This is a genomic window from Listeria farberi (genome assembly GCF_014229295.1).
Lineage (GTDB): Bacteria > Bacillota > Bacilli > Lactobacillales > Listeriaceae > Listeria > Listeria farberi.
Window position 1 is genome coordinate 887659 of record NZ_JAARZL010000001.1, and the last position, 24774, is coordinate 912432.

Consider the following 24774-nt stretch of genomic DNA (forward strand, 5'->3'; position numbering starts at 1 on the left):
GTGATAACGATTTTTTATTATTGTAGTATTTTTACGGATAATATTTTGTCAAATTTTGCATATATACTTTTGGAGATATTTAAGCCAATAATATTCATCTTAGCTAAAGCTTGGTCTTGTCTCATTTAAGAATTATTTCTTAGTCGTTGAATATTTTTACAAATATCCAGATATGCTCTTATCTTTTGTATTGAAATCTCACTATTTTGCATATTATCAAAGATGGGGATATACTTTCTACAAAATGACTAAAACGCATTTAATTTTCTTGATTGATTGTATGTAAAATATATTGAATATTAAACTGTAAAATATTTGGTATCTTATTTCTATCTATTGATTAGTGAATGAAGCTATAAAGCCCACTTAATTAGTAGTATTCATATATAGAAATGGGGGTTCTACCTATGAATAGTGATAATTAATAAAAAATTCCTTCACAAATTATCATAAATATAAGATAATTATAGATAGAAAAGCATTTCCTTGAAAATGAGGCGGATATGTATGAGGTGTATAGGGCTTTTCGGACTTGTACTTTCTTTTTGAATTGATGTTAGGTTACACTAATATTAGGATGTATAGCACGAATAGAAAATGGAATAAGAACATGAATCAGGTGATTCGCAATTCAATAATGGTCTATTTGTAGTTAACATTATAAGCATCAGTGGGGTATAGAGATTTATTGAATATAGGAATAAAAGAATGAGAACATACTCATAGATGATAAAGAAGACATGGTGGGGTGCATGTCTTGCGGTTACATGAATCCCAGGAGTAGGATGGGCAGCAGATGGAGTGTCATTAGTAACTATTTAAAATATGGACTGAACTACACTAAGATATGAAAATAGCTTTGCAGAAAGTAGGAATGGCTAATTATAAAGGAAATATAAAAAAGATAGTAATGATAAGGATGATTCTAATGGAAAGAGTGCTTGAATATAATATTGATAATAAGAACAGTCTAACTATATACATGGATGAACTTACAGAACGTATCCATTGGGATACGAAAATACAAATAAAGTATGAAACAGAGAATACAAATTATCTTCTTTGGGATGATAATATGCTAGAGGGAATTAGAACCTTTAAGACTATGCTGGAACTCGCTTTAAATAATAGATTAGATATGACTGCATACTCTAAATACCCCATTGGTTATTATGAAAATATCGAATATAATGAAATTTCTATGAATAAAATGGAAACTATGTCTTTTGAAAAGCCGTTACTATGGTCTTCAATCGCAGAAGTGGGTAATGAAACTTTTCTATATAATAGTAAAAACAAAGTGATTTTAGAAGTTAGCCCTATTTACAAATGGCATTTTGATGAACCGAAAATATTGAAAGATTTTATTACGTTTGATGAATTTATGAAACAGTATAAACCATATATAGTACAAGAAATATCAAGAGACATTGTAAATAAATTTATCAGTAAATCTACTGAATTTCTAAATAAATATTTTAGTGATGTAGTTTAACCTAATAACAGAATTTCTTATTAGATTAAATCTCAATATATATATCGTTTTTTAAAAAGAAATGTTGCTGTTTAATACCTCTATTTACCTTTTCGCAAACTATATTAAGAACTCGCAATTTTCTTCACAGACTTTATATTAGTGAGACGGCTTGGAATATATTATAATTACAATGTTTATCTAAAAGAAGCGTGCTGTGCACGCAAGCAAAAGAGACTAGTTTATGAGTGAATACGAATAAATAAAGTCTCTTTTGTTGAAAGAAAATAACAAGTTTTGAAAGATGATAATAAAGAGCAACGTGATTAAGAATAAGATGCTATAATTACCTTGAAAGAAAAATAAAAATTAAAGGAAAAAAATATATACACAAGCACTAGGACATATTGAAACAGAATAATGATTGAAAGATAGAATTTAAGATATCAATCATTGGGAGGTTTTAATAAAGTTAATAAAAATAATTTATGAGGCTGTAAAAATTAGATACGGCTTTATGAGAATATAAATTTAGTAGAGTAGTTCATAGTTATAGATATCATGATGATAAATTTCAAAATAGAAAAATTAATTTTTCACACTAAAATAAGGAGTTTGTTTTAAAATGGATAGAATGTACAAAGAGTTTATAAGAGAGGATAGTTGTAATTCATTAACTTTTGCTGATGGATTACAAGTTTCTGAAAATGATTATATGATATTAGAACAGTGGTTTCTTGATTATTTAAATAGGCATGAAAAATCTGAGCCTATGGATTTGAATTATGAAAATGAAATAAGAGAACAACATAGTGAGATTCTTCCTTTTATTGGTGAAAATGCTAAAAAATATATGATTGGTAAATTGCTGGTGTACTATAATATTTCATCTGGGGGATATTTAAGACCCTCATATATTGCCCGATTAACAACCCTTTTACGGAATTTGCTTTCAGATTATATCAAAATAGAAGGAACTCAATTCACACCTATAGAATTTGTGCTGTTGACTCAATATACAAAAAAAATATCTGAAGTATCTCCTAATGGTGATATACTAGAAAATCTGTTAAAAATAGAAAAATTAAGTAAAATTTGTGCTACTTCTAATAAGGAACAACGAAATCAGATATTATTAAATTTACTTTCTATTATTAAAAAAAAGAGTTTTCATCATGATATACAATGTTATAAAAAAATTTTGACTCTTATTAGACAAGAAGATGAAGTTCTCATCTCATATTTGAAAAGATTTAAAGTTAATAATAATCAAGGATGTTATTTAGGAATCAACACTGTTATGAAAGCATATATATCACAAGATATGTGGACTGATTTTACAATTAAAAAGAAGCTGATATCACTATTAGATTCAGCAAAAGGAAAGTGCCCTAAAGAAAGTTGGATTAAGAAATTATATGATATCCATGCTAATAAACATTCAGATGAAATACTTTTATTATGTAATAAATTATTCGATTTTGAGAAGATAACTAATTACGTATTTCAAAATGGTCATTATTGGAGTGATGATGTGCTGAAGCGATTTATAAAGGGAGGGCATTGGATTGTTGCTTCTGTATAAAATAAATAAAATCTAAAAATGCCGAAAAATAACAAAGAGGAAATTTATTTTTAGCTGGTATAAGTTTGACAAAGTAAGATTTCAATTGGCAAAAAGTCAGAAATTAAAAAGCTTGGAAATGAATGCTGTTTTATTTTCACAAGATGAGATAGAAAGTAAGATAGTGGAAGACTATCCGGAAAGACCAGTTATGCTATTAAGAGACCTAATGGTTAATCGTTTAGAGAAATATTTATGTGAAGAATATAGCATTGATGTTAACTCCATATCAAAAGATTATGAATTTGAAAATGAGGTTAGTGAGCAAACCTATAAATTAGTAAAATGAAAAGTAAAAGTTAATGAATCAAAACCACAGAAATGTAAAGATTATGGAAATACTAAAACAAATTAACGATAATTCAATGATTATGGAACAGGATATTGAAGAATCAGAAGTTGTAATTTATCAATTAATTAAAGATGAAGATTATGCTCGTGGACTGGACATAAAGACTTTTATGGGCCCCTCTTACGCAGTTTTTATGAATTCCCTATATGTTACTGATAAAGGTTTAAGATTTATTGATTCAATGAAGCCGCTTAGGATGAACAAAAAAAATCAAATGGAACAAAAGAGAGTATTTTTAGAGCGAGTAGAAAATAAAGATGAGGATTTAAATATTTCAAATTATAGGGTTGATTCGGATGATTATTTAGGAATAGTTAAATTGGCTATTGAAGAGGGATTAGTTTTAGGCATATGTATAAAGTATGCTTCTAATAAGGGAATAGTAATACATTCTAATGCTCATTTGAGTTCAAAAGGAATTGAATATTTAGATAATCCTGATTTAGTGGAGACAGAAAGTAAAGTAAACGTTGCTCCTTCTCAAGTAATTAATATTTATGGTGGAGACCAAAGGGGCGCTGGTTTTGGTATGAATGCCACTATTAATAATAATTTTGATAATTCTCTTGAGGAACTTGGTGCTTTTATTTCTAGACTTTCTGAAAATGAGCAAAAAGAAGCGAATGAAATATTAGATGCAATTAAGAATGGGGATATTAAGCCAGGTATGCTTTCTAGGTTCTCTACTTTCCTTGAGAGCCATCCTAATTTAGTCGCTTATACTGGAAAAGCTATTGTTTGGGCACTAACAAAATTATAAAATTAAAATGGATAGATTTGAATAATAGTAGTAAATTTAAGGAGACAACGATAAAATTAATAATTAGTGCTAAATAACACAACATTAAAAAAGCTAATAAATAAAAGGCCTCATAATTAAATTTTGAGATCTTTTTTTATAGTTTTTATCGATTTCTAAAAGAATTTTCTAATTGATATATCCGTCTAAGTAAAATCTCCTATTGCTACTAAATGACAGCTCGTGTAAATATCATTATAATAGAACCATGATACAAACTTCACATATAGAAAGGGAAAACAACCATGACAAAAATTCGTATTAATAAAGAAAAAATGAGTAAACATGCTACAACCCTAGGTGATAGTGCGGGAAAGTTAGATTACTATCCCCTTAAAAATGGAAACATGAGTTATACGCAAACTAATTCTATCCGTCTTTTTCGAGAATCATTACTTGAACTACTTGAAGGCATCGAAAATTTAGGATCTGTTGCGCAAGACGATGCTACTCGAATCAAGCAAATGGGAGAAGCTTTTGCAAAACAAGATAAATCCATCAGCCAGAAGATGAATTTGGAGGTGCGTTAAGTGGATAAACGTACCCAAGAATTAGGTGAAATAAAAAAAGAAATAGAGCGAGAAGATGACGCTCTATACGCTATTAAAAATAAAATTAGACATTTAGAGGATATGGAAGAAGATATTCATCAAGCTAGACGTGAAATGGAGGACATCCTTTATCATATGAAAGAAGTTTGGCGAGGAGAAAACGCAGAGGATACTTTTTGGCAAATAGAAGACGAGGTAAATCATTACAACCGGAAAACTGCTTGCATGACTAACGATATTCAAACCGAACTAAATAATGAGCAAAAAAAGCATCGACAAAATCTCCATGCGCTCGAAACTAAACAACAGGATATCACAAAGGAGATGCGTTTATGACTCGAATAGATATTGCTGAAGTAAACCATTTTTTACATGAATTAAAAATAGCCAATCAACAGGCTAAAACACAAATTACGGCAATCCATAATGCTATCACTGCTTATTTACAAGATGATTCGCTCTCTGGGGAAGCAATTAGTGCGTCTAAAGGATATTATGTAGCGACTTATTTGCCGCTTTGCGCTTCTATCAAACAAGCGCTACAAGTCAGCGAAGAATCTTTAAGGAAATATATTACCGACTTTCACAGTCAAGTAGATAGTTCTCCAAGTGCAAAAATTGATGCAGAAGGTCTGTATGAATTGGATCAGAAAATAAATCGTTTAGAAAATAAATTAGAACACATTCAATTAGAATTAAGTTCGATGACAGCAGTTTCTAGGCAGGGCGAAATTAATGTGCTTCAAACGCAAATATTTGCCAGTTATAAAAAAGAACAACTTTTAGAAAAATTTCTTGATTTTGAACGTGCTCATAGTCATTTTTTTCAAGAATTAAGTGACTTAGCTCGAGCAATCAATCGTGGTGTGCGTGATATTCAGGCGAACATTTCTTTTAATAGCCAAACTGGGATGTACAAAGTAGATAAATTAAATGCTTCAAATTTTGAACGACTTGTGGATTTATACGCTTCTCAAAAAGCAATAGATGACAAAGTAAAGGCTATGGAAGATATTGGAATGCTTCCCTATATTCCAGAGGGAAATCGTGCCGGATATGTTACGACTAACGGCAAACTAAATACGGAAGCCACATTAGATTTAGTTAACCAACAAATGATTTATTGGCAAAATGAAACCGGTATGCGCGAGTTGTTGGGCGTTGGAGCTTTTTATCGCGCGGTTTATGGTTTAGATGCAGTTACTGCTGAAAGAATCGGTGGCGGACAGAGGCTAGTAGATGGTTCAACTGTGTTTTTACAATATGCAGGAGCTTTTGGAGTGAGTGGTTTTTATGCTGAGTTTGGGCAAGTGGAAAAATTAAAATATATAACTACCACTGGAGTTAAACTAAAAGGAAACCCATGGGAGACTACAACTGTTTTAGGCACATATACCGAAGATACTCGAAATATACTAACTGAGCTTGGAAATAAGAAAAGCGTGAACTTCGGAACGAAAAAAGGAAAGCTAAATTTATTGAATACTCCTGACGAGTTTTACATAACTCCTTTGCAATTTTGGGATGAATATAATCAACCTTGGTTAGATGAGGTTATTAAAAGAAGAGATCCTGTAAAAATTGCTACAAGGCCCATAAATGATAACTTATATAGATTTAATGAAAAAACTTTTGAACAGGAATTGACGGGTTTTGGTAAAGAATATTTTTATTTAAAAGAACATGGTTATGAATTTGATTCTAAAACATCTGAAATGAAATATAAAAAATAACAAAGTTGGTGAAATTAATGGAGTTTAAGCACGAAGTAGAGAATAACTTTGCGAATATAATTCAAGAATATCGATTTAACTTAATTAAAGTAAATGAAGACGAAATAATGTTATTACATCCTAATTATGCTCTAACTATTTGGAAAAGTAGAGAAGGTATTGATATTTATTACCTGTTTCTTCATAGCTTAGAAAAAGTGAAAATAACTAATTTCTTATTTTCAAATTATGAAAAAGATTTGTTAGCCAATATAACTCCTGCAAATAATTTGACCGACCAAATTTCTAACAGTTTACTGATTCATGCGAGAGGTTTAAGTAAATATTTCTCTGAATTGTTATCTGGTCAAAATGACTGGGTAAAGGAGTTTAAAGAGAATAAGTTTTATAATGAGCCGAGAGCTATTAACAAAGACGAGTATTCAGCCTATCAAACTAATATCAATGGCAAAAAAATTGAAGGATTTCAAAATGAAATATGAAGCTGATTTTATAAATAGATTCAAATCATTAATAGAAGAATTCCAGTTAAATTATAAAGTTATATCTGAAGAGGAGCTAGCACTTTTTGGTTCTAATTTTGCGCTTGTTTTTTTGATTCATTTTGATGAAGTTTCTTTGAATTATGTATGCCGTGATAAAGATAATTCACTTGTTAGTTATGATGTATGGTCTTATTTTTTGCATGTCTTTGATGATAAAGATAGGGAGAATTTGCCAAAATATAATTCTGTGCAGGAACGGGTTGATATTTCGTTTTTAATACTTGCAAGAGGTCTTCCGCGTCATTGGAGTAGTGTGCTTAATGGAGATGACAAGTGGTTGGAAGATTATAAGGAATATGAATTAGCTAGTGTTCCTAGAGAAGTAATCGGGGACTTAAATGATAGTTTGAGTTTATATATTTAACCAAGAAATGTTGAGAATGTAACAGCAAAGAGGAGTTCAACCATGAAAACAAATAATAATTCAAAAGAAATAATCCTTAAAAAAAGTGAATTTCTACTCCATAATAATTTTAAATTAATAGAAATAACGGATTTTACTATCACATTTTCCAACAAGAAAATTGCTTTTGTCATCGGTTATGAAAGATATGATAATGTAAGTAATATTAATATAAAGTTTTTGGATGAAAATGAAATGTTTAATCTTGGATGGATTGCTTTTGTAAGAAGAAATCAGACGCCGCTTCCTCAGAATAAATTAGATAATATATTAGCGTTACTTGATTATGCTGAAAAAAATTATGCTAAAGTTACTAACTTACAATTTTGCCAAGAAAGTAGAGAAATGGTAGAAGGCTTCTTAAAAGAATAATGACTGGGATTATAGTAAAAAAAGGACTGTGATCAATTGGATTTTTATAAAGAAGTTGAAAAAACATTCAAAGGATACGAGCAAAAGCATCAATTAAAGCTAACTAAAATAGATAATAATGAAGTTGCTTTCATCGGAGAAAATTATGCTTTAGGTATAGGATGGAGCATGGACGGGATTGATTTGCATTATTTCACACTAGATAATTTGAAGCTCTGTAAATTTAGTTTGGATAATTTATTAAACAGAAAGCTAACTAAAATCGAACGAGAAGGGATACTTCCCAGTACAACAATTTACGAGAAAATAATTAATGAATTAATAATCTGCGAAAGAGGATTTAATAATCATTTTCAAGAATTACTAATGGGTGAAACATTAAGTGATTATGATAATAAAGAATTTGTTTCGAATTTGGAGAAGAGTATTATTGAACGTGAACTTTTGCCCCGTTAATACAGATTAATGGGACAACTACATTAGTTCCACAAATTTAATTGCTACATATCTAAAATAAAAAAACTTTTCACATGTAATGCAAAAGTTTGAAGGACAATAATTAAAATATATAGCTTTATCTAGAGAGAAAATAGTTCTTACGCGATTGAAATTTGCGTAACCACACTATATCAAACTAGGAAGATGACTTAATATCGTATAAAAATAACCCCAAAGCCATTATGGTATACTACCAATATGAAAGTATTATTCGTCATATGTTACTCATATATCCTGATGACACACAAAAAAACTTTAATACAAGGAGAGAGCAAATGAACACATTAAAAATAAAAATCCCACTTAAATTTTTATTAACATCTGTAAACGTCACTTGGGATGATATTATTTTTGGAGTGAAAAATGAATATTTAGTTTCTCTTTCTGTTAGCGAATATGCTATGTATCTACTTGAGAAAAATGATGAGGATTTACAAGATGAAATTATAAATTTGGCATGGGGAGATAAAAATGATATTGATGATTATATCTATAATTATCTACGCAAAAGTAATGTTAATACCGAAACAGTAAAAGATAAGTTTTTATATGTATTATTAAAGCTAGTTTGGGAAAATAAGAATGATTATACAGATCCATTGGAAGTTATAGAAGATCTATATGCTGATTTAGGTTATCCAAGTGAAATTGATCATTTAGTTCGATATATGCCTATGAAACACAAAGACATGGGGAGTATAGAATTGAATGTAGCTGAAATGTATAAAGATTGGGAGGCTTTTTTAATGAAGAAGAGTAAAAAGTACTTATAATATTTTAAAATAACAAAATTTCATTCGGAGGTCTTCTGTGCTATTTAAAAGTGTATTTCTAAAATTGGAACGAACACAATTTAACAATGAAATTATCCAAAAAGTAAATACAGAGTCTAGGGCTTTATCAGTAGCATATGAAAGAATGCTAAAAAAAGAAAAAATTAAAGGTAATTTCACAAGATTAGTAATTACTGGGGTTAAAGTTAGTGATACCATTAATCAAGGAATAAATTCATCTAATATCTTATCTCTGACCATACCGTTTGATGAACAATCCTATGTATCTTTTCCAACAATGAAGCAAAGGCAAGAATATCTTTGTGCATTATTTGAAGCTACTTTTTCAATGCTGAAAAGTAAGGTTGAAGTGAATCTAAAACCGTTTATTTTGGAAACAGAGCTGCCTATTCATTTTTCTCAGAAGATTACAGAGGAGTACAGATGCAATAACTATCAAACTACTTATCTATTAAAAAAAGGAAAACTAAAAAAAACTAACGGGACTTTTGAAGTTTGGGTTAACTTTACCGAAAAAGAATGTAGCCTAAAGCTTCGAATACTGAACAAAAAGAAGCTAGTTGAAGAAAGAATTATATTTAAGGCTAATCCTTATTCTGTAGCATTCCAATTTCCTTTTTCAGATGTATTGGTGACAGATACCAATATACAAGTTGTAGGAGCAAGAAGTAGTTTATTGACAGTACTATTATAGTTGGACTAGTTATCTATAATGTCGCTAATGATGTGTTAACCTAATTATTTATACTTAAGTCAATAGATCAGGAGGAATACCATGAAGTCAGAGCAAAAATTTTTGGTAGAGGTTATCTTCTATTCTAGGACAAGAAGAACAGTTCCGAAAGAAGGTTATCGTCCGCATCTTGTGATGGAAACGGATAAGGCGCAAGAATATTTAGGCGTTGAAATTTACGATATAGAAGTAGATACACTTGACTCAGTGGGCTATGCAATAGTTGCTCCTCTATACGAGCAGGATGTTGTCAATTATAGTAAAATTCAACCTAATCTATCTTTTTTAGTTATGGAGGGTGCAAGTGTTGTTGGGAGAGGAAAGGTAATTTCGTTTCATTTGTAACTAGCAAAGATGGAGAAAATAAATGGGGATTTGCAAGAGAAGACCTTTTATTATAAATAAAAAGGAGAAAATATGAAGGAATTTAACTTATTAAATTGTATTGGAAAAGCATTAAACAGTCCTGAAACACAAAGATTATTGAACATTACTAATATTCCTGAAGAAAAATTACAACGAAGTGTTCATGCTTTTACTACATTTGGTATTAGCAAATACGTTGAATTACATTTTCAAAAAGCAACAATTATACAATTGTACTTAGAGGATGAAAGTAAATATATACAAGAAACATTTAATCCGTTAATAAATCAAATGTTAGAAGAACCAAACAATATGTTGTTTCTCGAAGCGATACTCATAAACAATAATTCTTTATTTGAATTAGGATACCATCTACCTGTTTCTATAAAGATTAATAAATCAACTAAAGAGGAACTTTTGAATATTTTAGGTGAACCATATCTTGTTAATACTATGTTTAATTCAGTTGGCTGGCGAATTAATGATTATAATTTCGCATGTGGTTTTGATGCAGAAAATGATATTTTAATGGATATAACTATTTCCATATTTTAAGCAGTATTGAAAATGCAAAATAAAAGAGATTCCTGCTGGTAGATGTTGTATTAGAGTAATAATTATTTTATAATTATTACATAAACTTAGGACAGATGATTTTTACTAAATAGTGGGAGGTTTATAACAGAAAATGAAACATACAATTGATGATCTAAAACAAGTTTGGATGGAAGCAGGGTATAAAACAAAACCTTATACGAAAGAGCAAATAGATATAGCTTTAAAAAAATATACTATACCGAAATTATTGATAGAATATTATGAAAAAATAGGGGAGATTGAAGACGAATGTGATCATGAGTTTCATGTTTTCTCACCTAATGAACTTTCTTATATTAGCGATGGGGATGAAAATCCAGTAGAATTGTTGATGTTTGCCTCAGAGATGCAAGGAGTATGCCAATATGGATTTAATATGAAAGATATTAGTAGTGAAAACCCGACTGTTTATTGTGGAGGCGATCCTTATGAAGAAATCGCTAAAACAACGGAATATTTTTTTATTCCAGGAACTCATACAGAAATAAACATAGAAGATAATATTGATAGTCGCTTTTTGATGCAAACATTGTGGTCATTTGCCAAATGTCAAATTGATACAGATTGGGTTTTTGAAGACGATAATCTATATGGATATTCTAATGAAGAACTAACTATTATAAAAGAAGCAGAGAAAAAAGTCGAGTCAGCTTGGGAACAACAAAAGTATTTATTAGCCATACTAAGAGGAGAAGTGGAAGAAAAAGAAAATGCGGATTTTTCACTAATAAAAAGCTTTGACTTTCATTGTGCGTATTCAACTGACGAAAACAGACCGATACCAACAGCTTGTAACTATCTAGATATATTCAAAAAAGTTGAAAATGTAGAAATTCTTGATATCAGAGGAGCTATTATTGAAGATAGTGAGATATTTTCGAATATGCAAAAAGTAAAAGAATTATATCTAATTGATTGTAAGATTAAAGAGCTCAACACATTAGCTAATTTACCAAAATTAAAAAAATTATATTTAAATTATTCTATAATTGAAGATTTTACATCATTAGAAAATATTACTACACTTAAATTATTGAGTGCAGAATATAGTGGACTTAAGGACTTAGTTATTTTGAAAAATATGAAAAAATTAGTAGAAATTAATCTTGGTGGTAATGAATTGGAAGATATTACACCTATAAAGAATTTACTTAAACTTAAGGACTTGATTCTATCAAATAATAAAATTAAAGATTTAACTGCTTTTAATGATTTAGTTAATATCAATTATCTTGAAATAAAAGGAAATAAGATAACGGATATTTCCTCCCTAAAAAATTGTATAAAAATGCAATTTTTATATCTGGATTCTAATCCAATTGAAGATATTTCAAGTTTAGTAAGTATGAAGAATTTAGAACGACTAAGTTTGAGTAATACAAGAATTACTGATATTAGCTTATTAACTGAATGTGACAAATTAAAATATTTGAATGTAAGCAATACATTATTATCTGAAAGAACAGCATTTAAAAAATTTAATAAAATAAAAAAATTAATAAAATAAGAAGATTATATATAAAATCACTTAAAGATAGTTGATCATATGGATGAAACTCAAGAAATAGATCATCATAATCGCATTTTATTTGCTATTATAAGTGAACTATCAATCAATATAATAAAAAAATCAAGAAGGGCAAAGGTAAAACAAACATGAATAACATAACAAATTGGAATGATTTTTTTGAAGAAGAAAAAACACAAGATTATTATATAAAATTAATGGATAAAGTTGAAACGGCCTATCAAACAGAAACAGTTTTTCCGCCTAGAGAGGAATTATTTTCATGTTTTGATTTTTGTCCATATGAAGATGTTAAAGTGGTTATTATTGGACAAGATCCCTATCATAGAGTAGGACAAGCTCACGGACTAAGTTTTTCTGTTAAGCCTGGAGAAAAAGTTCCTCCGAGTTTAAAAAACATTTATAAAGAATTAAAAACAGACCTAGATATTGAAGCTCCGAATCATGGGTATTTAGTTTCTTGGGCCAAACAAGGAGTATTGATGCTTAATACAAGCCTAACTGTATCAGAAGGAAAAGCTGGTAGTCATAAGAAATTTGGTTGGGCTAAATTTACTAGTCATGTTTTAGATTTGCTGAATGATTATGATAAGCCATTAGTCTTTATCCTTTGGGGAAATCATGCAATGGATGCTGCAAAAGGGATAAATAATCCTAAACATTTAGTGCTAAAAGGTACGCATCCATCACCATTAGCAGGCGGAGGCTTTTTCGGGTGCAAGCATTTTTCTAAAACTAATGAATTTTTGGAAAAGAATGGACGCAAAGCAATTGATTGGGCTATTCCTAATATTGAAGAAATGAAATAAAAAAGCCCGTGGAATAGTTAAAGTAAAAGCACAAAACTCTGGATTGTTCAGAGTTAATAAGTGAGAGCCACCTATCAAATAAGCAATCTTTAGAGCATAAGGAAAGGTGAAACATGGATATTTTATTGTGGATAGAAAAATGGTATAAAGAACAGTGTGATGGAGCTTGGGAGCATGACTATGGTGTGACTATAGAAACCCTTGATAATCCTGGTTGGTTTGTCCGAATTAACCTTAAAGAAACCACTTTATTAAATAAAAAATTTGAAAATGTCGATTTGATGGATAGTGAGGAAGACTGGATAAAAATAGTTAAAGAAAATGAAGAATTTAAAGGTTTTGGAGATCCTCATAAGCTAATAACAATTCTTAGTTATTTTAAAGAATTTGCTCTAAGTGAATAAATACGAAACAAGCTATAAAAAAGATGTTTTAAGGTAGTAATATATGCTATAATCGCTTATTAATATAATTAAGGAGGAAAAAATTTGATTCCATCATATTTGAAAAATACTGCAAAAGAAATAGGTATCAATGATTATCTTAATTTAGAAATTTCAACTGCAAATAGTGAGGAAACATTTGATATTTTTTATTGTGGAACGCTTGAAGAAATTGAGGGAGATCAACTAATTACAGCCGCAGATTTTAAGGTCCCATTAAAAATCATAGCAAAAAATAATTTAACAAAAGAAGAAATATTACTTTATGATGGCGCTTATTATGGATATGATAGTATGTTTTGTGATGAATATGATAAGACTGTGATTGAAAGTAGAGAACTTAAAAGATTTCCAGTGAACAATGTCTCTAAAATTAATTTATCTATTGGCCTTGGAATTGATTATGAAAGTGAAAAAGAAGATTATGAATTTGATGGTAATGGAAATGTCCTTCTAATTGATGGCAGACGTATACCTTGGGAACAAGTTAAAACAGATGGTTTTGACTACTTAGAGATTAATGTGAAGAATCAAAATGAAAAGTCTTTATTGATTTTGATGGAAGAACTTGCTTAGAAATTGTATTGATTTGAAAAGAATTATGTAAATGGGAAGTTGGTAAAAAATGCTTATCAATAAAAAAGCAAAAAAACAAGATTTCCCAACTATTTTAACTATATGGGAAAAGTCCGTAATTACAACGCATGACTTTTTGACTGTAGAAGATAGACTATTTTACAAAAAACAAATTCCGGGATTTTTAGCTAATGTGGAATTGCTTTTGTGGTTTTCTGGTGAAGAGCTTGTTGGTTTTAGTGGAACGAGTGAACGGGAATTGGAAATGCTATTTCTTGATCCAGTTTTTAGAGGTAAAGGTTATGGGAGTAAGATTCTTTTGTGGTTACTTGAGAACAAAAGAATAAATCAAGTAGATGTAAATGAACAGAACCATTTTGCGACAAGATTTTATTTGAAGCATGGATTTGTGGTTTATTCCAAAAGCGATATAGATGGATTTGGGAAGCCTTACCCCATTCTCCATTTAAAGCAGAAGGGAAAATCTATTGAAATATGAACAGCTTTTACAAGCAGAGTTTGGTGATTTGGTAGTAATTCGGGAAGAATCACAAAATAAAGAATATCAAGGAATGGTTATAAAAACAGCTGAAAATAACACATTGATTCGTACTCGTTTGGCGAAGAAAACGGATAAAAAAGAAGGATACTTTGTCGCTTTTTGGAAGAAAAATGAATTTGGAAAAAATCGCTCTTTTGACGAGTCAGATAGAGCTGATTTTTTATGTATTGTTGTCATTGATGGTGATTTGGATGGTTTATTTGTTTTTCCAAGACAATGTTTAATTGATAAGGGGATTTTAACTAGTAAAACTAGAAATGGAAAAATGGCTGCTAGATTTTACCCACCGTGGTGTAAAGATTTAAATAAAACAGCGAAAAAAACGCAAGCTTGGCAACAAGTGTATTTTAAAAATTATTCTATCATTAAAGGAGATCATTAATTTGATCTTCTTTTATTGTTTAAAAACAACATGCAACTTTGTATTAAGTTAATCATATGGTCTATATCTATTCCTTCCAAATAATAATCAGCATTTTTCCAGTTGGAAGAAAAATTCCTTCTCATAAAAAAACAAATGATAATGATAATCGTTATCAAATGGTATTTTTTGTGATATAATAAACAAAGATTTATTGATGGAGGTTAGCAATCAAATGGGAAAAGTAGTATTAAAAATGGCTCATACTGCCAAAATAACAAAGAAAGTATTTAGGATTTCTAAAATAAACCTTAATATAACTCGGAGGAAGTACAATGATTGATAAGCGTTTGTTTCAACTAGTTGAAAAGAAATCTTTAATATTATTAATCCTTTTTCGTGTATTAAGTTTGGGGCTGATGATTGGCCTTTGGTTTATTTTTGCTCAACAATTAACGTATTATTTGGAAGGCCAAAGTGTTGATTGGTTACGTCTTGTTGGGATGGTTTTGCTTGTTTTAGTTGGCAAAGCTATTTTCACCAAATTAGTGGAAAAACAAATTTACCAAGCGTCGGCAGAATTACGATTATCAATGCGGCGGGCGGTGATGAAAAAAGCTTTTCGATTAGGGAATAACGAAGGACAGTTACCGGCGTCTACATTAACACAACTTGCAGTAGATGGGATTGAACAATTAGAAATTTATTATTCACGTTTTTTACCGCAATTATTTTATTGTCTCATCGCTTCTTTCATGATTTTTGGAAGTTTAGTTGGTTTTGCGTGGCAGCCAGCGATTGTGTTATTAATTTGTATGCCTATGATTCCGATTGTTATTATGGCAGTAATGAAAATTGCTAAACGAATTTTGAGTGGTTATTGGTCAGATTATACGAATTTAGGGGCTAAATTTCATGAAAATTTAAGTGGTTTGAGTATTTTAAAAGCATATAATCAAGATAAATATAAGCAAGAGGAAATTGTTTCTGATGCGGAGCGTTTTCGTAAAGCCACGATGAGTTTGTTGTCAATGCAGCTGAACTCTATTACGATTATGGATATTATTTCATACAGTGGGGCAGCACTTGGTATTGGTATGTCTTTAATTATGTTCACAAATGGAACTATAAGTACAACTGGCATGCTAATGTTCTTATTACTAAGTGCCGAATTTTTTATTCCAATGCGCCAATTGGGATCTTTATTCCATGTAGCGATGAATGGAATCAGTGCTTGTAGCAAATTATTTGCTTATTTTGAGTTAAAAGAGCAAATTTACGGCTCAGTAGAACTAGCCAAACCTTTAGAAAAAATAGAGGTGCGCGATTTGATATATACATATGAAGCAGGGAAAGCAGAAGCACTTCAAGATATATCAACTAATTTCAGTAAAGGAAGTTTTTCTGCTCTTGTTGGTAAGTCTGGTTCAGGGAAGAGTACTTTTGCACGTGTACTATTAAATCAATTGCCAGGCTATCAAGGGGAAATTATTTGGAATGATGTACCATTAGCTAGTTTGAGCGAAGAAGCTATTCGAAAACAAGGTGTTTTAGTGGATAATCATGGTTATCTTTATGCAAATAGTATTCGAGAAAATTTATTAATAGGTAATCCAGCTGCGAATGATAATGATCTCTGGACAGTATTGGAGCAGGTTAGCTTGGCAGGTTTTGTACAAAAATTACCAGAAAAATTAAACGAGCCTTTAGAGGAAAATGGTAGTAATTTATCTGGTGGCCAAAGACAGCGTTTGTTACTAGCAAGAGCATTGCTGCGTCAAGCAGAACTATATGTTTTTGATGAAATAACTTCTGGGGTGGATTTGGAAAGTGAAAAAATTATTCTTCTGGTGTTGCAGGAATTAGCTAAAGAAAAAATCGTGCTCTTTATTTCGCATCGCTTATATAATGTTTTGGAGGCGAATCAGGTGCTCGTTTTTGAATCAGGAAAATTGGTGGAAGTGGCGAGTCCAGAACGATTGCAACAAGAATCCAACTACTTCAAAAATTACTTTTTAGAAGAAGAAGCGTTGCTGAAAGGGGGAGCTTAATATGTCGGAATGGAAACTTATTGGTTGGCTTTTAAAATTTGTTAAACCGTTAAGAGGCAAGATGGTTTTGGCGATTTTTCTTGGTATTATTAGTAATTTATCCGTTATTATGATTTCTTTAATAGGATCATATGGAATTCTTGCGGTGGTTTTACAGCAACCACTGAATCCGTATAAATGGCTCCTTGTCATGGTTGGTTGTGGTGTAGTTCGCGGACTTGCAAGGTATGCAGAACAGTATTTAAATCATGATATTGCTTTTCGTCTACTCGCGATTATTCGAGAACGTATTTTTGCGACTTTGCGAAAACTAGGACCAGCTCGTTTGTCGGGGAAGAAAAGTGGTGATTTAGTTGCCGCGATTACAACGGACGTCGAGGCTTTGGAAGTATTTTTTGCGCATACGATTTCACCAGTTTTTATTGCACTTGGTACGACGGTTGTAACAGTTGGCTTTTTGGCAAGCTATGATGTTGGTTTAGCAATCCTACTTTTGTTAGGCCAAATTTTGGTCGGGGTTATTTTGCCAATAATTAGTTATAAACGAAATAAAAAAATCGGAACAGCTTATCAAAAAGAATTTGTTGGACTTAATCAAATTGTCATGGAAAACATTGCAAGTTTACAAGATATATTCCAATTTAAATTTGGAGAAGAACGTTTAGCAAAACTAGAAGCACGGGGCGAAAAGCTCAACAAGCAGTATCAGAAACGAATACGACAAGGAAGCGAGCTCCAAATATTTGGTGAATGGGTGCTAATTGGTACGGCGACTTTAATTTTAATGTTAGGTAGTTTTTGGCAATTACCACTTGAAACGGTATTAATTGGAACTGTGCTTAGTTTAAGTTCTTTTGGCTCGGTATTGGCACTAAACGCTTTAGGAACGGCGCTGTTAAACACTTTTGCTAGTGGCAAGCGATTATATGCGTTAACAGAAGAAAAGCCAGTCGTATCATTTGATGGATCGCTAGAATTAACTGATTTCGAAAGTGCAGAACTAGCTAAAGTGAGTTTTAGCCATGAGGGGAAAGAGCAAATCTTAAACGAACTTTCGCTTATTCTACCTAAAGGGAAATGGCTTGGCATCGGCGGAGAAAGTGGCAGCGGGAAAAGCACCTTAGTAAAACTACTGATGCGTTACTGGGATCCAGCAAAAGGCCAGATTAATTTAAATAATAACGCACTTCCTGAAATTACAGAGTCTTCGCTTCACCGGCTAGAAGGTGTAATGGAGCAAAGTACGTTTTTATTTGAAGATACACTTAGTAATAATATTCGTCTAGGTAAAAAAAATGCGAGTTTGGAAGAAGTAAAAGAGGCTGCGCGAAAAGCGGCGATTGATAAGTGGATTGAAACTTTGCCAGAAGGATATGAGACGATTATCGGTGGGCAATCACGAAATTTATCAGATGGGGAACGTCAACGTATAGGGTTAGCGAGATTATTCCTTCATGACGCGCCATTTTTATTATTAGATGAACCAACGAGCAATTTAGATTATATTAATGAACAAACGATTTTAAACACGCTTCGTTCAGAAATTCAAGATAAAACAGTACTTGTAATTTCTCACCGGGCTACAACATTAGACTTAGCAGAAGAACAATTATTTTTAGAAAATGGTACATTGAAAAGCGTAGCAAAATAATAAAAACAGCTTGTGTAAATTACAAGCTGTTTTTATTTATAAATCCACTTTCTTTGAGCTTTCGAAAAATTCAATAGTATCAAGTTTTGCTGCAAAAAATTCTTTCGTATAGTTTTGTTGATGATGATAGTAAAAAGCTTCCTGACTCTGCCAAATCTCCCACAATGCGAACCTGCCAAGTTGTTTTTCTAAAGGAACTATTTCAAATAAAATGCATCCTTTTTCAGTTACGGTTTTAGCGCGTAACTCTTCCAAGCGTTCTACTAACAGTTCATAAGAAACCTTTCCGGTAGTTTGAATAACTGCTGTGCAATATAAATAATTAGGATATTCTTTTAAATACATTTTCCCCCTCCTTCATATATGTTAAGCTTAAGGTATGGAGTATACCCGATAGCAAGGAGGAATTAGATGCTTATTAAAGATTTTGCTACTAAAACAGGTCTTTCGATTGATACGCTTAGATATTATGAGGAAGAAAAATTGTTAATACCAGCTAGAAATGAAAAAAATTATCGTGTTTATACGGAAGAAGATTATTGCTGGGTACAGCTTTTGCTTAAAATGAAACAAACAGGCATGACGATAACGAATATTAAAAATTTTGCTGCATTACAAAAACAAGGAGATGCATCACTACCAAAACGGATAAAGATTTTAGATAATCATATGGAAAACTTGTATGAACAACAAAAAGAATTGGCGGAAACGATTTCTTTTGTAGCTAGAAAAGTGGATGGATACCGAGAGAAGCTTTAAAAACAACAGGAAGGTGAACAGATATGATTAATAATGAGATACGAGAAATAGTAGGGTTACATCAAATTCTTGAAAATGATCAAAAATTGACTGTGGAAAATGCAGAAGTGATTATTAGAAATCGTGTGCTAATAAAATTGATACTAAATCAAGCTGATTGTTACAAAGAAATCGATTATAATATAGAGCTTACGGATACCAATGAATTAGTTGGACGAAAAAAAGCAAAACCAAAAGCATTGACGCTTAACGCAATTTTAAAAGCAAAAACAAAAGAATTAAGACTAAAAATAAATAAAGTCAGTCATCGAATAGAGCTAAAATTAGGCGTTCGGCATTTTGAAAATATATATTTTGAGAAAGACATGGTTTTTACCAAGGAAAATGTCCAAGCAAAAATTACGGGAAATTATGGTAGTGACTGGTTGGGCATGTTAGCCAAAGCGAAACGGACTGTAAAAATGAGACAAGTCATCCAGCAAGGGTCTGTTTTTTCTTATCCTATAGGAAATAAGTATGGATTTGCACTTGTAATTGGTTGTTTTCAGACGTTTCGGAAACAAAAAATACTGCCACAAGATAGTTCGCATTATCTCCGTTTGATGATGGGTGTTCCACTTGTGATACGGAGCTTTAACTATACAAGCAAACAAAATTCAGTTGATTTAACCCTTTTGAAAAAACAGGAACTATTAAATCCGGAATTTATTATGGATGATTTAGTGTTGCGAGGAGCCTTCCCAATTATTGGTAAGGTTATACTGGAAGAAACGGATATCCTCTTTCCAATGAATTTTTCTTTTAATGGAAGATCTACAACTTATGCAGGGTATCGAACAATAGACGCGCCAGATAAGGATATTATTAAAAGATACAAAGAGGAAATTACCATTAGATTTGATTGGGGATTTGGAAGTAAGACAATGCCCGCGAAAGAGTTCTTAAAGAGAAGCAATGGAAAGGAATATTTTCTTCCTTATTCAGGATTAGGAATGACGCCACTTGCTAGTTACTCGAAAAAGCTAGTTTCTCCTAAAACAATATTCACTACAAAAGAACTAAAACAAATTTATGAAGTTTTAGAGATAGATGGGGAAATGTCGTTTGATGATTTTAATGAAAAACACAATGGTATTTCGGCTCAAAACATGTTATTAATTTAACGAAAAATAAAATCTCGTCCCATCCAAAGTGTGAAATTTAATAGAGCAAATATAATTGCACTAAAAAAAGCAGTAGCTATGAACTAACAGCTCCTCTTAAACAATACCATTTTAGCTTCCAAATAGTTAATTAACTTAATGAAATTATGGCTGCTAATAGTGGTGCAGTCGATTTTTTAAGTTTATTTTCAATAAGCGAGAATAATGCTATTGTTTCTAAAATAATGGGAAGTAGTTTGAAAGTCATGATAGTATGTCAATAACGATTTAATAAATGAAATGATATAATGGGAGGGATGCTCTATCAATATCACATTACAAAAACCTACTACTGCTGATTTTCCTTTTATTGAATGGTTATGGGGAGATTTAGCAACAACAGAAGTGCTTGGCGGGCCATTTTCTTTTCCAGAAGAAACGAGAATGGATTGGTTAAAGTCTAAGTCACTAGAAACTAATGCGTATTTTATTATCAAAAAAGATATGGAACCTGTTGGAGAAGTCAGTTTTCGAGATTTGGAAAATGAGACAGCTTATTTAAATATTAAAGTTGCCGCAAAGTATAGAGGTCAACAAATAGCTCGAAAGGCTTTGGACTTGTTCTTGGATTTTTTTCAAAATGAATGTAAAGGAAGAGTTATCTTCGATGAAGTAAGACGAGAAAATGTGGCTGGGATTTCCTTTCTTTTAAAATATGGTTTTAAAATAATAGAAGAAAAAGAACGAACGCTATTACTTAAATGGCCAGACAATACTGAAAAAGAGAGATGTGTTTGTTGTAATTCTTTAACGATTGATGTGAGGGGAGAATTTGAGATTTGCCCCGTGTGTTTTTGGGAAGATGATGGCTATTTTGCTTTAAAAAATGGTGAGATTTATTCTTACTATCAAAATATCTCCTCGATAGAAGGATTATTAAATATTCCTTCTGGCGCCAATAATGGATTAACTTTATTAGAAGCACGTAAAAACTTCCAAGCATTTGGTGCATGTGAACTTTCAATGAAGAAGCATGTTAGAGCACCTAAGCCAAACGAGTTATAAAAATTAACAGATAAATGTAGATTTAAAAGTTTCAGTTGTTTTTTTAGTAGTAAAACTTCACTTTTCTATGCATTGTTTCACTATTTAGTCACAATTAATTAATTATCTATTCGTTAGAGGAAATCTCTGAAAAGCTTCTTTACTAGGATTAAATGTAAGAAATAAGATGGAAATATAACACGGAAATATTTATTTTAAATCTTTATGAAACAGGAAATATTGCCTCCTTCTTCCATTGATTTAACCGTATGAGCGGTGTATCATATGGTTTGACAATCAAGGAGGACAATATGAAAAAAATAATTAAATTAACAACTAGTTTACTTTTAATTTTAGCCTGTGTCTTTAGTATGGGGGATTTAACGAAGCCACAACAAGTTAAAGCCGAGACAAAATATATCCTTACGACGCCAAAGTCAATTAATGAAATTTTTACAGATCCAAATCTTGCACAAGTAGTGGCGGATTGGTTGAAACTACCATCTGTAACTAGCACAGTTACACAAAGTCAATTGAATACTGTGAGAGCATTACACTTCAATTCAAAAGGCGTTCAAAGCTTGGAAGGAATAGAATATTTGCAAAATCTTAATCAGATTTTTGGCTATGGCAACCAAGTGAGTGATTTATCGCCATTAAGTAGTTTAACTCAGTTAGAAATAATTAGTTTGGCGAGGAATCAAATTAGTGATTTAACTCCTATTGCGAATTTGACTTCATTAATGTCGCTTGATTTTGAATTTAATAATCTGCAAACTATTGAACCAATTAAGGATTTAACAAACTTGCTTGATCTTAATATTAGCGCCAACCCAGTGTCGGATATTAGTGCTGTTAAAAATATGACACAGCTAGGATTTTTGACTATGAGAGATTGTGAAGTAACGGATTTAACGCCTGTTGAAAACTTGACAAATATGTTGATGTTTTGGGCTGGAGGTAATAATATTAATGATATTACGCCTCTTAAAAATATGACTAATTTACTTGGATTAAGCTTATATGGTAACCAAATAAGTGATATAACTGTAGTTAAAAACCTTACGAGCCTTGAAGATTTAGGCTTACAAACCAATAAAATTACAGATATAAGCAGTTTAGCAGAACTTCCAAATATTGAAACCTTATCCTTAAATTCCAACCAAATTATTGATATTTCTCCACTGGAAAATTTGACTAATTTAACTAGGTTAGAACTTAATAATCAAACTCGTGTGTTGGAAGCGGTCGAAGTAGATAATCCACTTACTTTACCAGCACCAGTAATTGACGAAAATGGTAGTAGGGTAAAACCAACCACAGTTAGCCATGGGGGTATATACGCAAATGAAGAGATTACTTGGGAAGGACTTCAAAGTAACAATATCCTTAATTATAATTACAACATCCCAGTAACTATTGGTTCATTAACAACAACATATTCCGGTAAAGTTACTCAGCCTTTACTTGATAAACCCATAGACCCGGTAGACCCGGTAGACCCAGTAGACCCGGTAGACCCAGTAGACCCGGTAGACCCAGTAGACCCAGTAGACCCAGTAGACCCGGTAGACCCAGTAGACCCGGTAGACCCAGTAGACCCGGTAGACCCAGTAGACCCAGTAGACCCGGTAGACCCGGTAGACCCGGTAGACCCAGTAGATCCAGTAAAACCAGTAGACCCAATTGCCCCGGTAAACCCGGTGGATCCACCAAATCAAATCCCTTCAACTGGTCCAGTAAAGTCAATAACGCGAGATATTCAACCAGCCATAATAAAACAGACCTCTTCTGTTAATTCGATAGCAGTGAAAGAAAATAGAAATTTACCAAAAACAGGGGATAGAGGAATGACTTCTAGTTTAGTTGGCGGTATAATGTTAGCTGTTTCTAGTGTGATTTTATTGCGAAAAAGAAAATAAACAAAAGGAATTTGGCATTTAGTCAAATTCCTTTTCTAGTGTGATTTTTGTACCTTGATGAAAGGTAAGTTTCCATGAACCATTTTCGAATATCCAAATATTACTTCGCATTGTATAGCTGTTTTCACTTATATTTTTCAATCTATAATAGGTTAAGACTTTAGTCTCATCTAAAATTTTTATGTAATAATCTGTTATTTCTAAAGTGTTATCTCCAAGCGTTTCAAGCGATTTGTAATAAGCATAGTCTTTAATCACCCCGTTTTTAGTGATTTCAATGTATGATTCACTTAAAATAGCGATGATTTCAGCCATTGAATGACGATTTTCGAAGGATAAATGTATTTGGTCAAGCTTTTGAAAATTTGTTTTGGTTAATTCCATTTTGATACTCCTTTTGAAAGATAATAAAAAAGGTTCACTTACAAAATGAAGTGAACCTTTTTGTGTTATTTTATTCCATCACGGTTTTGAATAATTTCATGAACGATGCCGTAATCTTTTGCTTCATTGACAGAAAGCCAGAAGTTACGGTCGGTATCTTTAGAAATTTTTTCATATGTTTGACCAGTTGCTTCTGCGATTAAGCGATTAATTCTTTCGCGCATACGGATAATTTCTTTTGCTTCGATTTCGATTTCTGTACTTTGACCTTGAACACCGCCAGCTGGTTGATGAATCATATAGCGAGTGTTAGGTAGGCTATAGCGGTTTTCTTTGTCAGCAGCTAGGTAAATAGTAATGCCTGCGCTTGCAACCCATCCAGTCCCAACGACTTTCACTACAGGTTTAATGAATTTAATCATATCATGAATGGTATCGCCTGCTTCAACATGACCACCTTGGCTATTTACAAAAATTGTAATTGGTTCGTCACTGATAGATTCTAGTAGCAAAAGTTGCTTAGAAACGTTCTCAGCCAACTCTTGATTAATTTCTCCATAAATTAAAACTGTTCGTGTATCAATTAATTTTTGTGTAAGGATATTCGCGATATTTTCATTATTTTTATTGTCTGCCATGAAAAAATTCCTCCTTGAAAAGTCTTCGTTTATTTGTAATATAGGTATCTTATCATAATGGTC

30 protein-coding genes and 1 pseudogene are annotated in these 24774 nt (G+C 31.6%); 28 read left to right on the plus strand and 3 right to left on the minus strand.

Annotated elements, in window-relative coordinates; all coding sequences use genetic code 11:
- Positions 1-928 precede the first annotated feature (928 nt).
- From HCB38_RS04370 to HCB38_RS04480, 23 genes are all read left to right on the plus strand, one after another.
- Positions 929-1495: a hypothetical protein gene (locus tag HCB38_RS04370; protein ID WP_185637652.1), complete on the plus strand. Its 567-nt coding sequence runs from the start codon at positions 929-931 to the stop codon at positions 1493-1495.
- Positions 1496-2099: 604 nt separating this feature from the next.
- On the plus strand, positions 2100-3059 hold the full coding sequence (locus HCB38_RS04375; RefSeq protein ID WP_185637654.1) for a hypothetical protein: 960 nt from the start codon (positions 2100-2102) through the stop codon (positions 3057-3059).
- Between the two features lie 85 nt (positions 3060-3144).
- Positions 3145-3387 (plus strand): hypothetical protein, encoded by a 243-nt coding sequence (locus HCB38_RS04380; RefSeq protein ID WP_246414922.1) that lies wholly within the window; start codon positions 3145-3147, stop codon positions 3385-3387.
- Between the two features lie 13 nt (positions 3388-3400).
- On the plus strand, positions 3401-4210 hold the full coding sequence (locus HCB38_RS04385; RefSeq protein ID WP_185638013.1) for a hypothetical protein: 810 nt from the start codon (positions 3401-3403) through the stop codon (positions 4208-4210).
- Positions 4211-4494: 284 nt separating this feature from the next.
- Positions 4495-4779, plus strand: a complete 285-nt coding sequence (locus tag HCB38_RS04390; protein ID WP_185607666.1) for a DUF3130 family protein — start codon at positions 4495-4497, stop codon at positions 4777-4779.
- Positions 4780-5136 (plus strand): hypothetical protein, encoded by a 357-nt coding sequence (locus HCB38_RS04395; protein WP_185637655.1) that lies wholly within the window; start codon positions 4780-4782, stop codon positions 5134-5136. It abuts the gene before it with no gap.
- Positions 5133-6533, plus strand: a complete 1401-nt coding sequence (locus HCB38_RS04400; protein WP_185637657.1) for a T7SS effector LXG polymorphic toxin — start codon at positions 5133-5135, stop codon at positions 6531-6533. The genes HCB38_RS04395 and HCB38_RS04400 overlap by 4 nt, the downstream gene beginning before the upstream one ends.
- A 17-nt stretch (positions 6534-6550) precedes the next feature.
- A complete protein-coding gene (locus HCB38_RS04405; RefSeq protein ID WP_185637659.1) occupies positions 6551-7015 on the plus strand; it encodes a hypothetical protein in 465 nt (154 codons plus the stop codon).
- Positions 7005-7442 carry a hypothetical protein gene (locus tag HCB38_RS04410; RefSeq protein WP_185607670.1) on the plus strand — a complete coding sequence of 146 codons (438 nt, stop codon included), beginning with the start codon at positions 7005-7007 and terminating at the stop codon, positions 7440-7442. The genes HCB38_RS04405 and HCB38_RS04410 overlap by 11 nt, the downstream gene beginning before the upstream one ends.
- Positions 7443-7484: 42 nt before the next feature.
- Positions 7485-7853 (plus strand): hypothetical protein, encoded by a 369-nt coding sequence (locus HCB38_RS04415; RefSeq protein ID WP_185637661.1) that lies wholly within the window; start codon positions 7485-7487, stop codon positions 7851-7853.
- A gap of 36 nt (positions 7854-7889) precedes the next feature.
- Positions 7890-8309: a hypothetical protein gene (locus HCB38_RS04420; RefSeq protein WP_149056369.1), complete on the plus strand. Its 420-nt coding sequence runs from the start codon at positions 7890-7892 to the stop codon at positions 8307-8309.
- A 317-nt stretch (positions 8310-8626) separates the two neighbouring features.
- Positions 8627-9124, plus strand: a complete 498-nt coding sequence (locus tag HCB38_RS04425) for a DUF2247 family protein (protein WP_185637663.1) — start codon at positions 8627-8629, stop codon at positions 9122-9124.
- Between the two features lie 37 nt (positions 9125-9161).
- Positions 9162-9839 (plus strand): hypothetical protein, encoded by a 678-nt coding sequence (locus HCB38_RS04430; protein ID WP_149056371.1) that lies wholly within the window; start codon positions 9162-9164, stop codon positions 9837-9839.
- Positions 9840-9920: 81 nt separating this feature from the next.
- A complete protein-coding gene (locus HCB38_RS04435; RefSeq protein ID WP_185637665.1) occupies positions 9921-10223 on the plus strand; it encodes a hypothetical protein in 303 nt (100 codons plus the stop codon).
- Positions 10224-10295: 72 nt separating this feature from the next.
- Positions 10296-10799, plus strand: coding sequence for a hypothetical protein (locus tag HCB38_RS04440; protein WP_185620352.1), 504 nt, complete (start codon positions 10296-10298; stop codon positions 10797-10799).
- Positions 10800-10932: 133 nt separating this feature from the next.
- On the plus strand, positions 10933-12348 hold the full coding sequence (locus HCB38_RS04445; RefSeq protein ID WP_185637667.1) for a leucine-rich repeat domain-containing protein: 1416 nt from the start codon (positions 10933-10935) through the stop codon (positions 12346-12348).
- A 149-nt stretch (positions 12349-12497) separates the two neighbouring features.
- The gene (locus tag HCB38_RS04450) at positions 12498-13178 is read left to right on the plus strand and encodes a uracil-DNA glycosylase (RefSeq protein ID WP_185318484.1); all 681 of its coding nucleotides are present in this window, start codon (positions 12498-12500) and stop codon (positions 13176-13178) included.
- Between the two features lie 113 nt (positions 13179-13291).
- Positions 13292-13582: an immunity 53 family protein gene (locus tag HCB38_RS04455; RefSeq protein ID WP_149056251.1), complete on the plus strand. Its 291-nt coding sequence runs from the start codon at positions 13292-13294 to the stop codon at positions 13580-13582.
- A gap of 84 nt (positions 13583-13666) precedes the next feature.
- Entirely contained in the window at positions 13667-14197 is a 531-nt protein-coding gene (locus HCB38_RS04460; RefSeq protein ID WP_149056250.1) for a hypothetical protein, read from the plus strand.
- 49 nt (positions 14198-14246) lie between these two features.
- Complete coding sequence (locus HCB38_RS04465) at positions 14247-14696, plus strand: GNAT family N-acetyltransferase (protein WP_149056249.1); 450 nt, start codon at positions 14247-14249, stop codon at positions 14694-14696.
- On the plus strand, positions 14686-15141 hold the full coding sequence (locus HCB38_RS04470; RefSeq protein ID WP_185637669.1) for a MepB family protein: 456 nt from the start codon (positions 14686-14688) through the stop codon (positions 15139-15141). Before HCB38_RS04465 ends, HCB38_RS04470 begins: the two co-directional genes overlap by 11 nt.
- 314 nt (positions 15142-15455) lie before the next feature.
- Positions 15456-17171: an ABC transporter ATP-binding protein/permease gene (locus tag HCB38_RS04475; RefSeq protein WP_185637671.1), complete on the plus strand. Its 1716-nt coding sequence runs from the start codon at positions 15456-15458 to the stop codon at positions 17169-17171.
- Between the two features lies 1 nt (position 17172).
- Positions 17173-18822: an amino acid ABC transporter ATP-binding/permease protein gene (locus tag HCB38_RS04480; RefSeq protein WP_185619980.1), complete on the plus strand. Its 1650-nt coding sequence runs from the start codon at positions 17173-17175 to the stop codon at positions 18820-18822.
- A gap of 36 nt (positions 18823-18858) precedes the next feature.
- Here the strand turns inward: HCB38_RS04480 and HCB38_RS04485 are convergent, their stop codons facing one another.
- Positions 18859-19167 (minus strand): putative quinol monooxygenase, encoded by a 309-nt coding sequence (locus HCB38_RS04485; protein WP_185637672.1) that lies wholly within the window; start codon positions 19165-19167, stop codon positions 18859-18861.
- A gap of 66 nt (positions 19168-19233) precedes the next feature.
- On the opposite strand from HCB38_RS04485, the gene HCB38_RS04490 reads away from it, so the two are divergent.
- From HCB38_RS04490 to HCB38_RS04505, 5 genes and pseudogenes are all read left to right on the plus strand, one after another.
- Positions 19234-19581, plus strand: coding sequence for a MerR family transcriptional regulator (locus HCB38_RS04490; RefSeq protein ID WP_185607683.1), 348 nt, complete (start codon positions 19234-19236; stop codon positions 19579-19581).
- 23 nt (positions 19582-19604) lie between these two features.
- On the plus strand, positions 19605-20744 hold the full coding sequence (locus HCB38_RS04495) for an immunity 26/phosphotriesterase HocA family protein (protein WP_185637674.1): 1140 nt from the start codon (positions 19605-19607) through the stop codon (positions 20742-20744).
- A 309-nt stretch (positions 20745-21053) separates the two neighbouring features.
- Positions 21054-21437: pseudogene (locus tag HCB38_RS15145) on the plus strand (GNAT family N-acetyltransferase); the annotation flags it as partial.
- Positions 21438-21452: 15 nt separating this feature from the next.
- On the plus strand, positions 21453-21788 hold the full coding sequence (locus HCB38_RS15150; protein WP_312025796.1) for a CPCC family cysteine-rich protein: 336 nt from the start codon (positions 21453-21455) through the stop codon (positions 21786-21788).
- Positions 21789-22078: 290 nt separating this feature from the next.
- Positions 22079-23689: a leucine-rich repeat domain-containing protein gene (locus HCB38_RS04505; RefSeq protein ID WP_185637676.1), complete on the plus strand. Its 1611-nt coding sequence runs from the start codon at positions 22079-22081 to the stop codon at positions 23687-23689.
- 18 nt (positions 23690-23707) lie between these two features.
- On the opposite strand, the gene HCB38_RS04510 is transcribed toward HCB38_RS04505, so the two are convergent.
- Together HCB38_RS04510 and HCB38_RS04515 are read right to left on the minus strand one after the other, a co-directional pair.
- Complete coding sequence (locus tag HCB38_RS04510) at positions 23708-24073, minus strand: nuclear transport factor 2 family protein (RefSeq protein WP_185619972.1); 366 nt, start codon at positions 24071-24073, stop codon at positions 23708-23710.
- Positions 24074-24138: 65 nt separating this feature from the next.
- Positions 24139-24711 carry an ATP-dependent Clp protease proteolytic subunit gene (locus tag HCB38_RS04515; RefSeq protein WP_185318495.1) on the minus strand — a complete coding sequence of 191 codons (573 nt, stop codon included), beginning with the start codon at positions 24709-24711 and terminating at the stop codon, positions 24139-24141.
- Positions 24712-24774 lie beyond the last annotated feature (63 nt).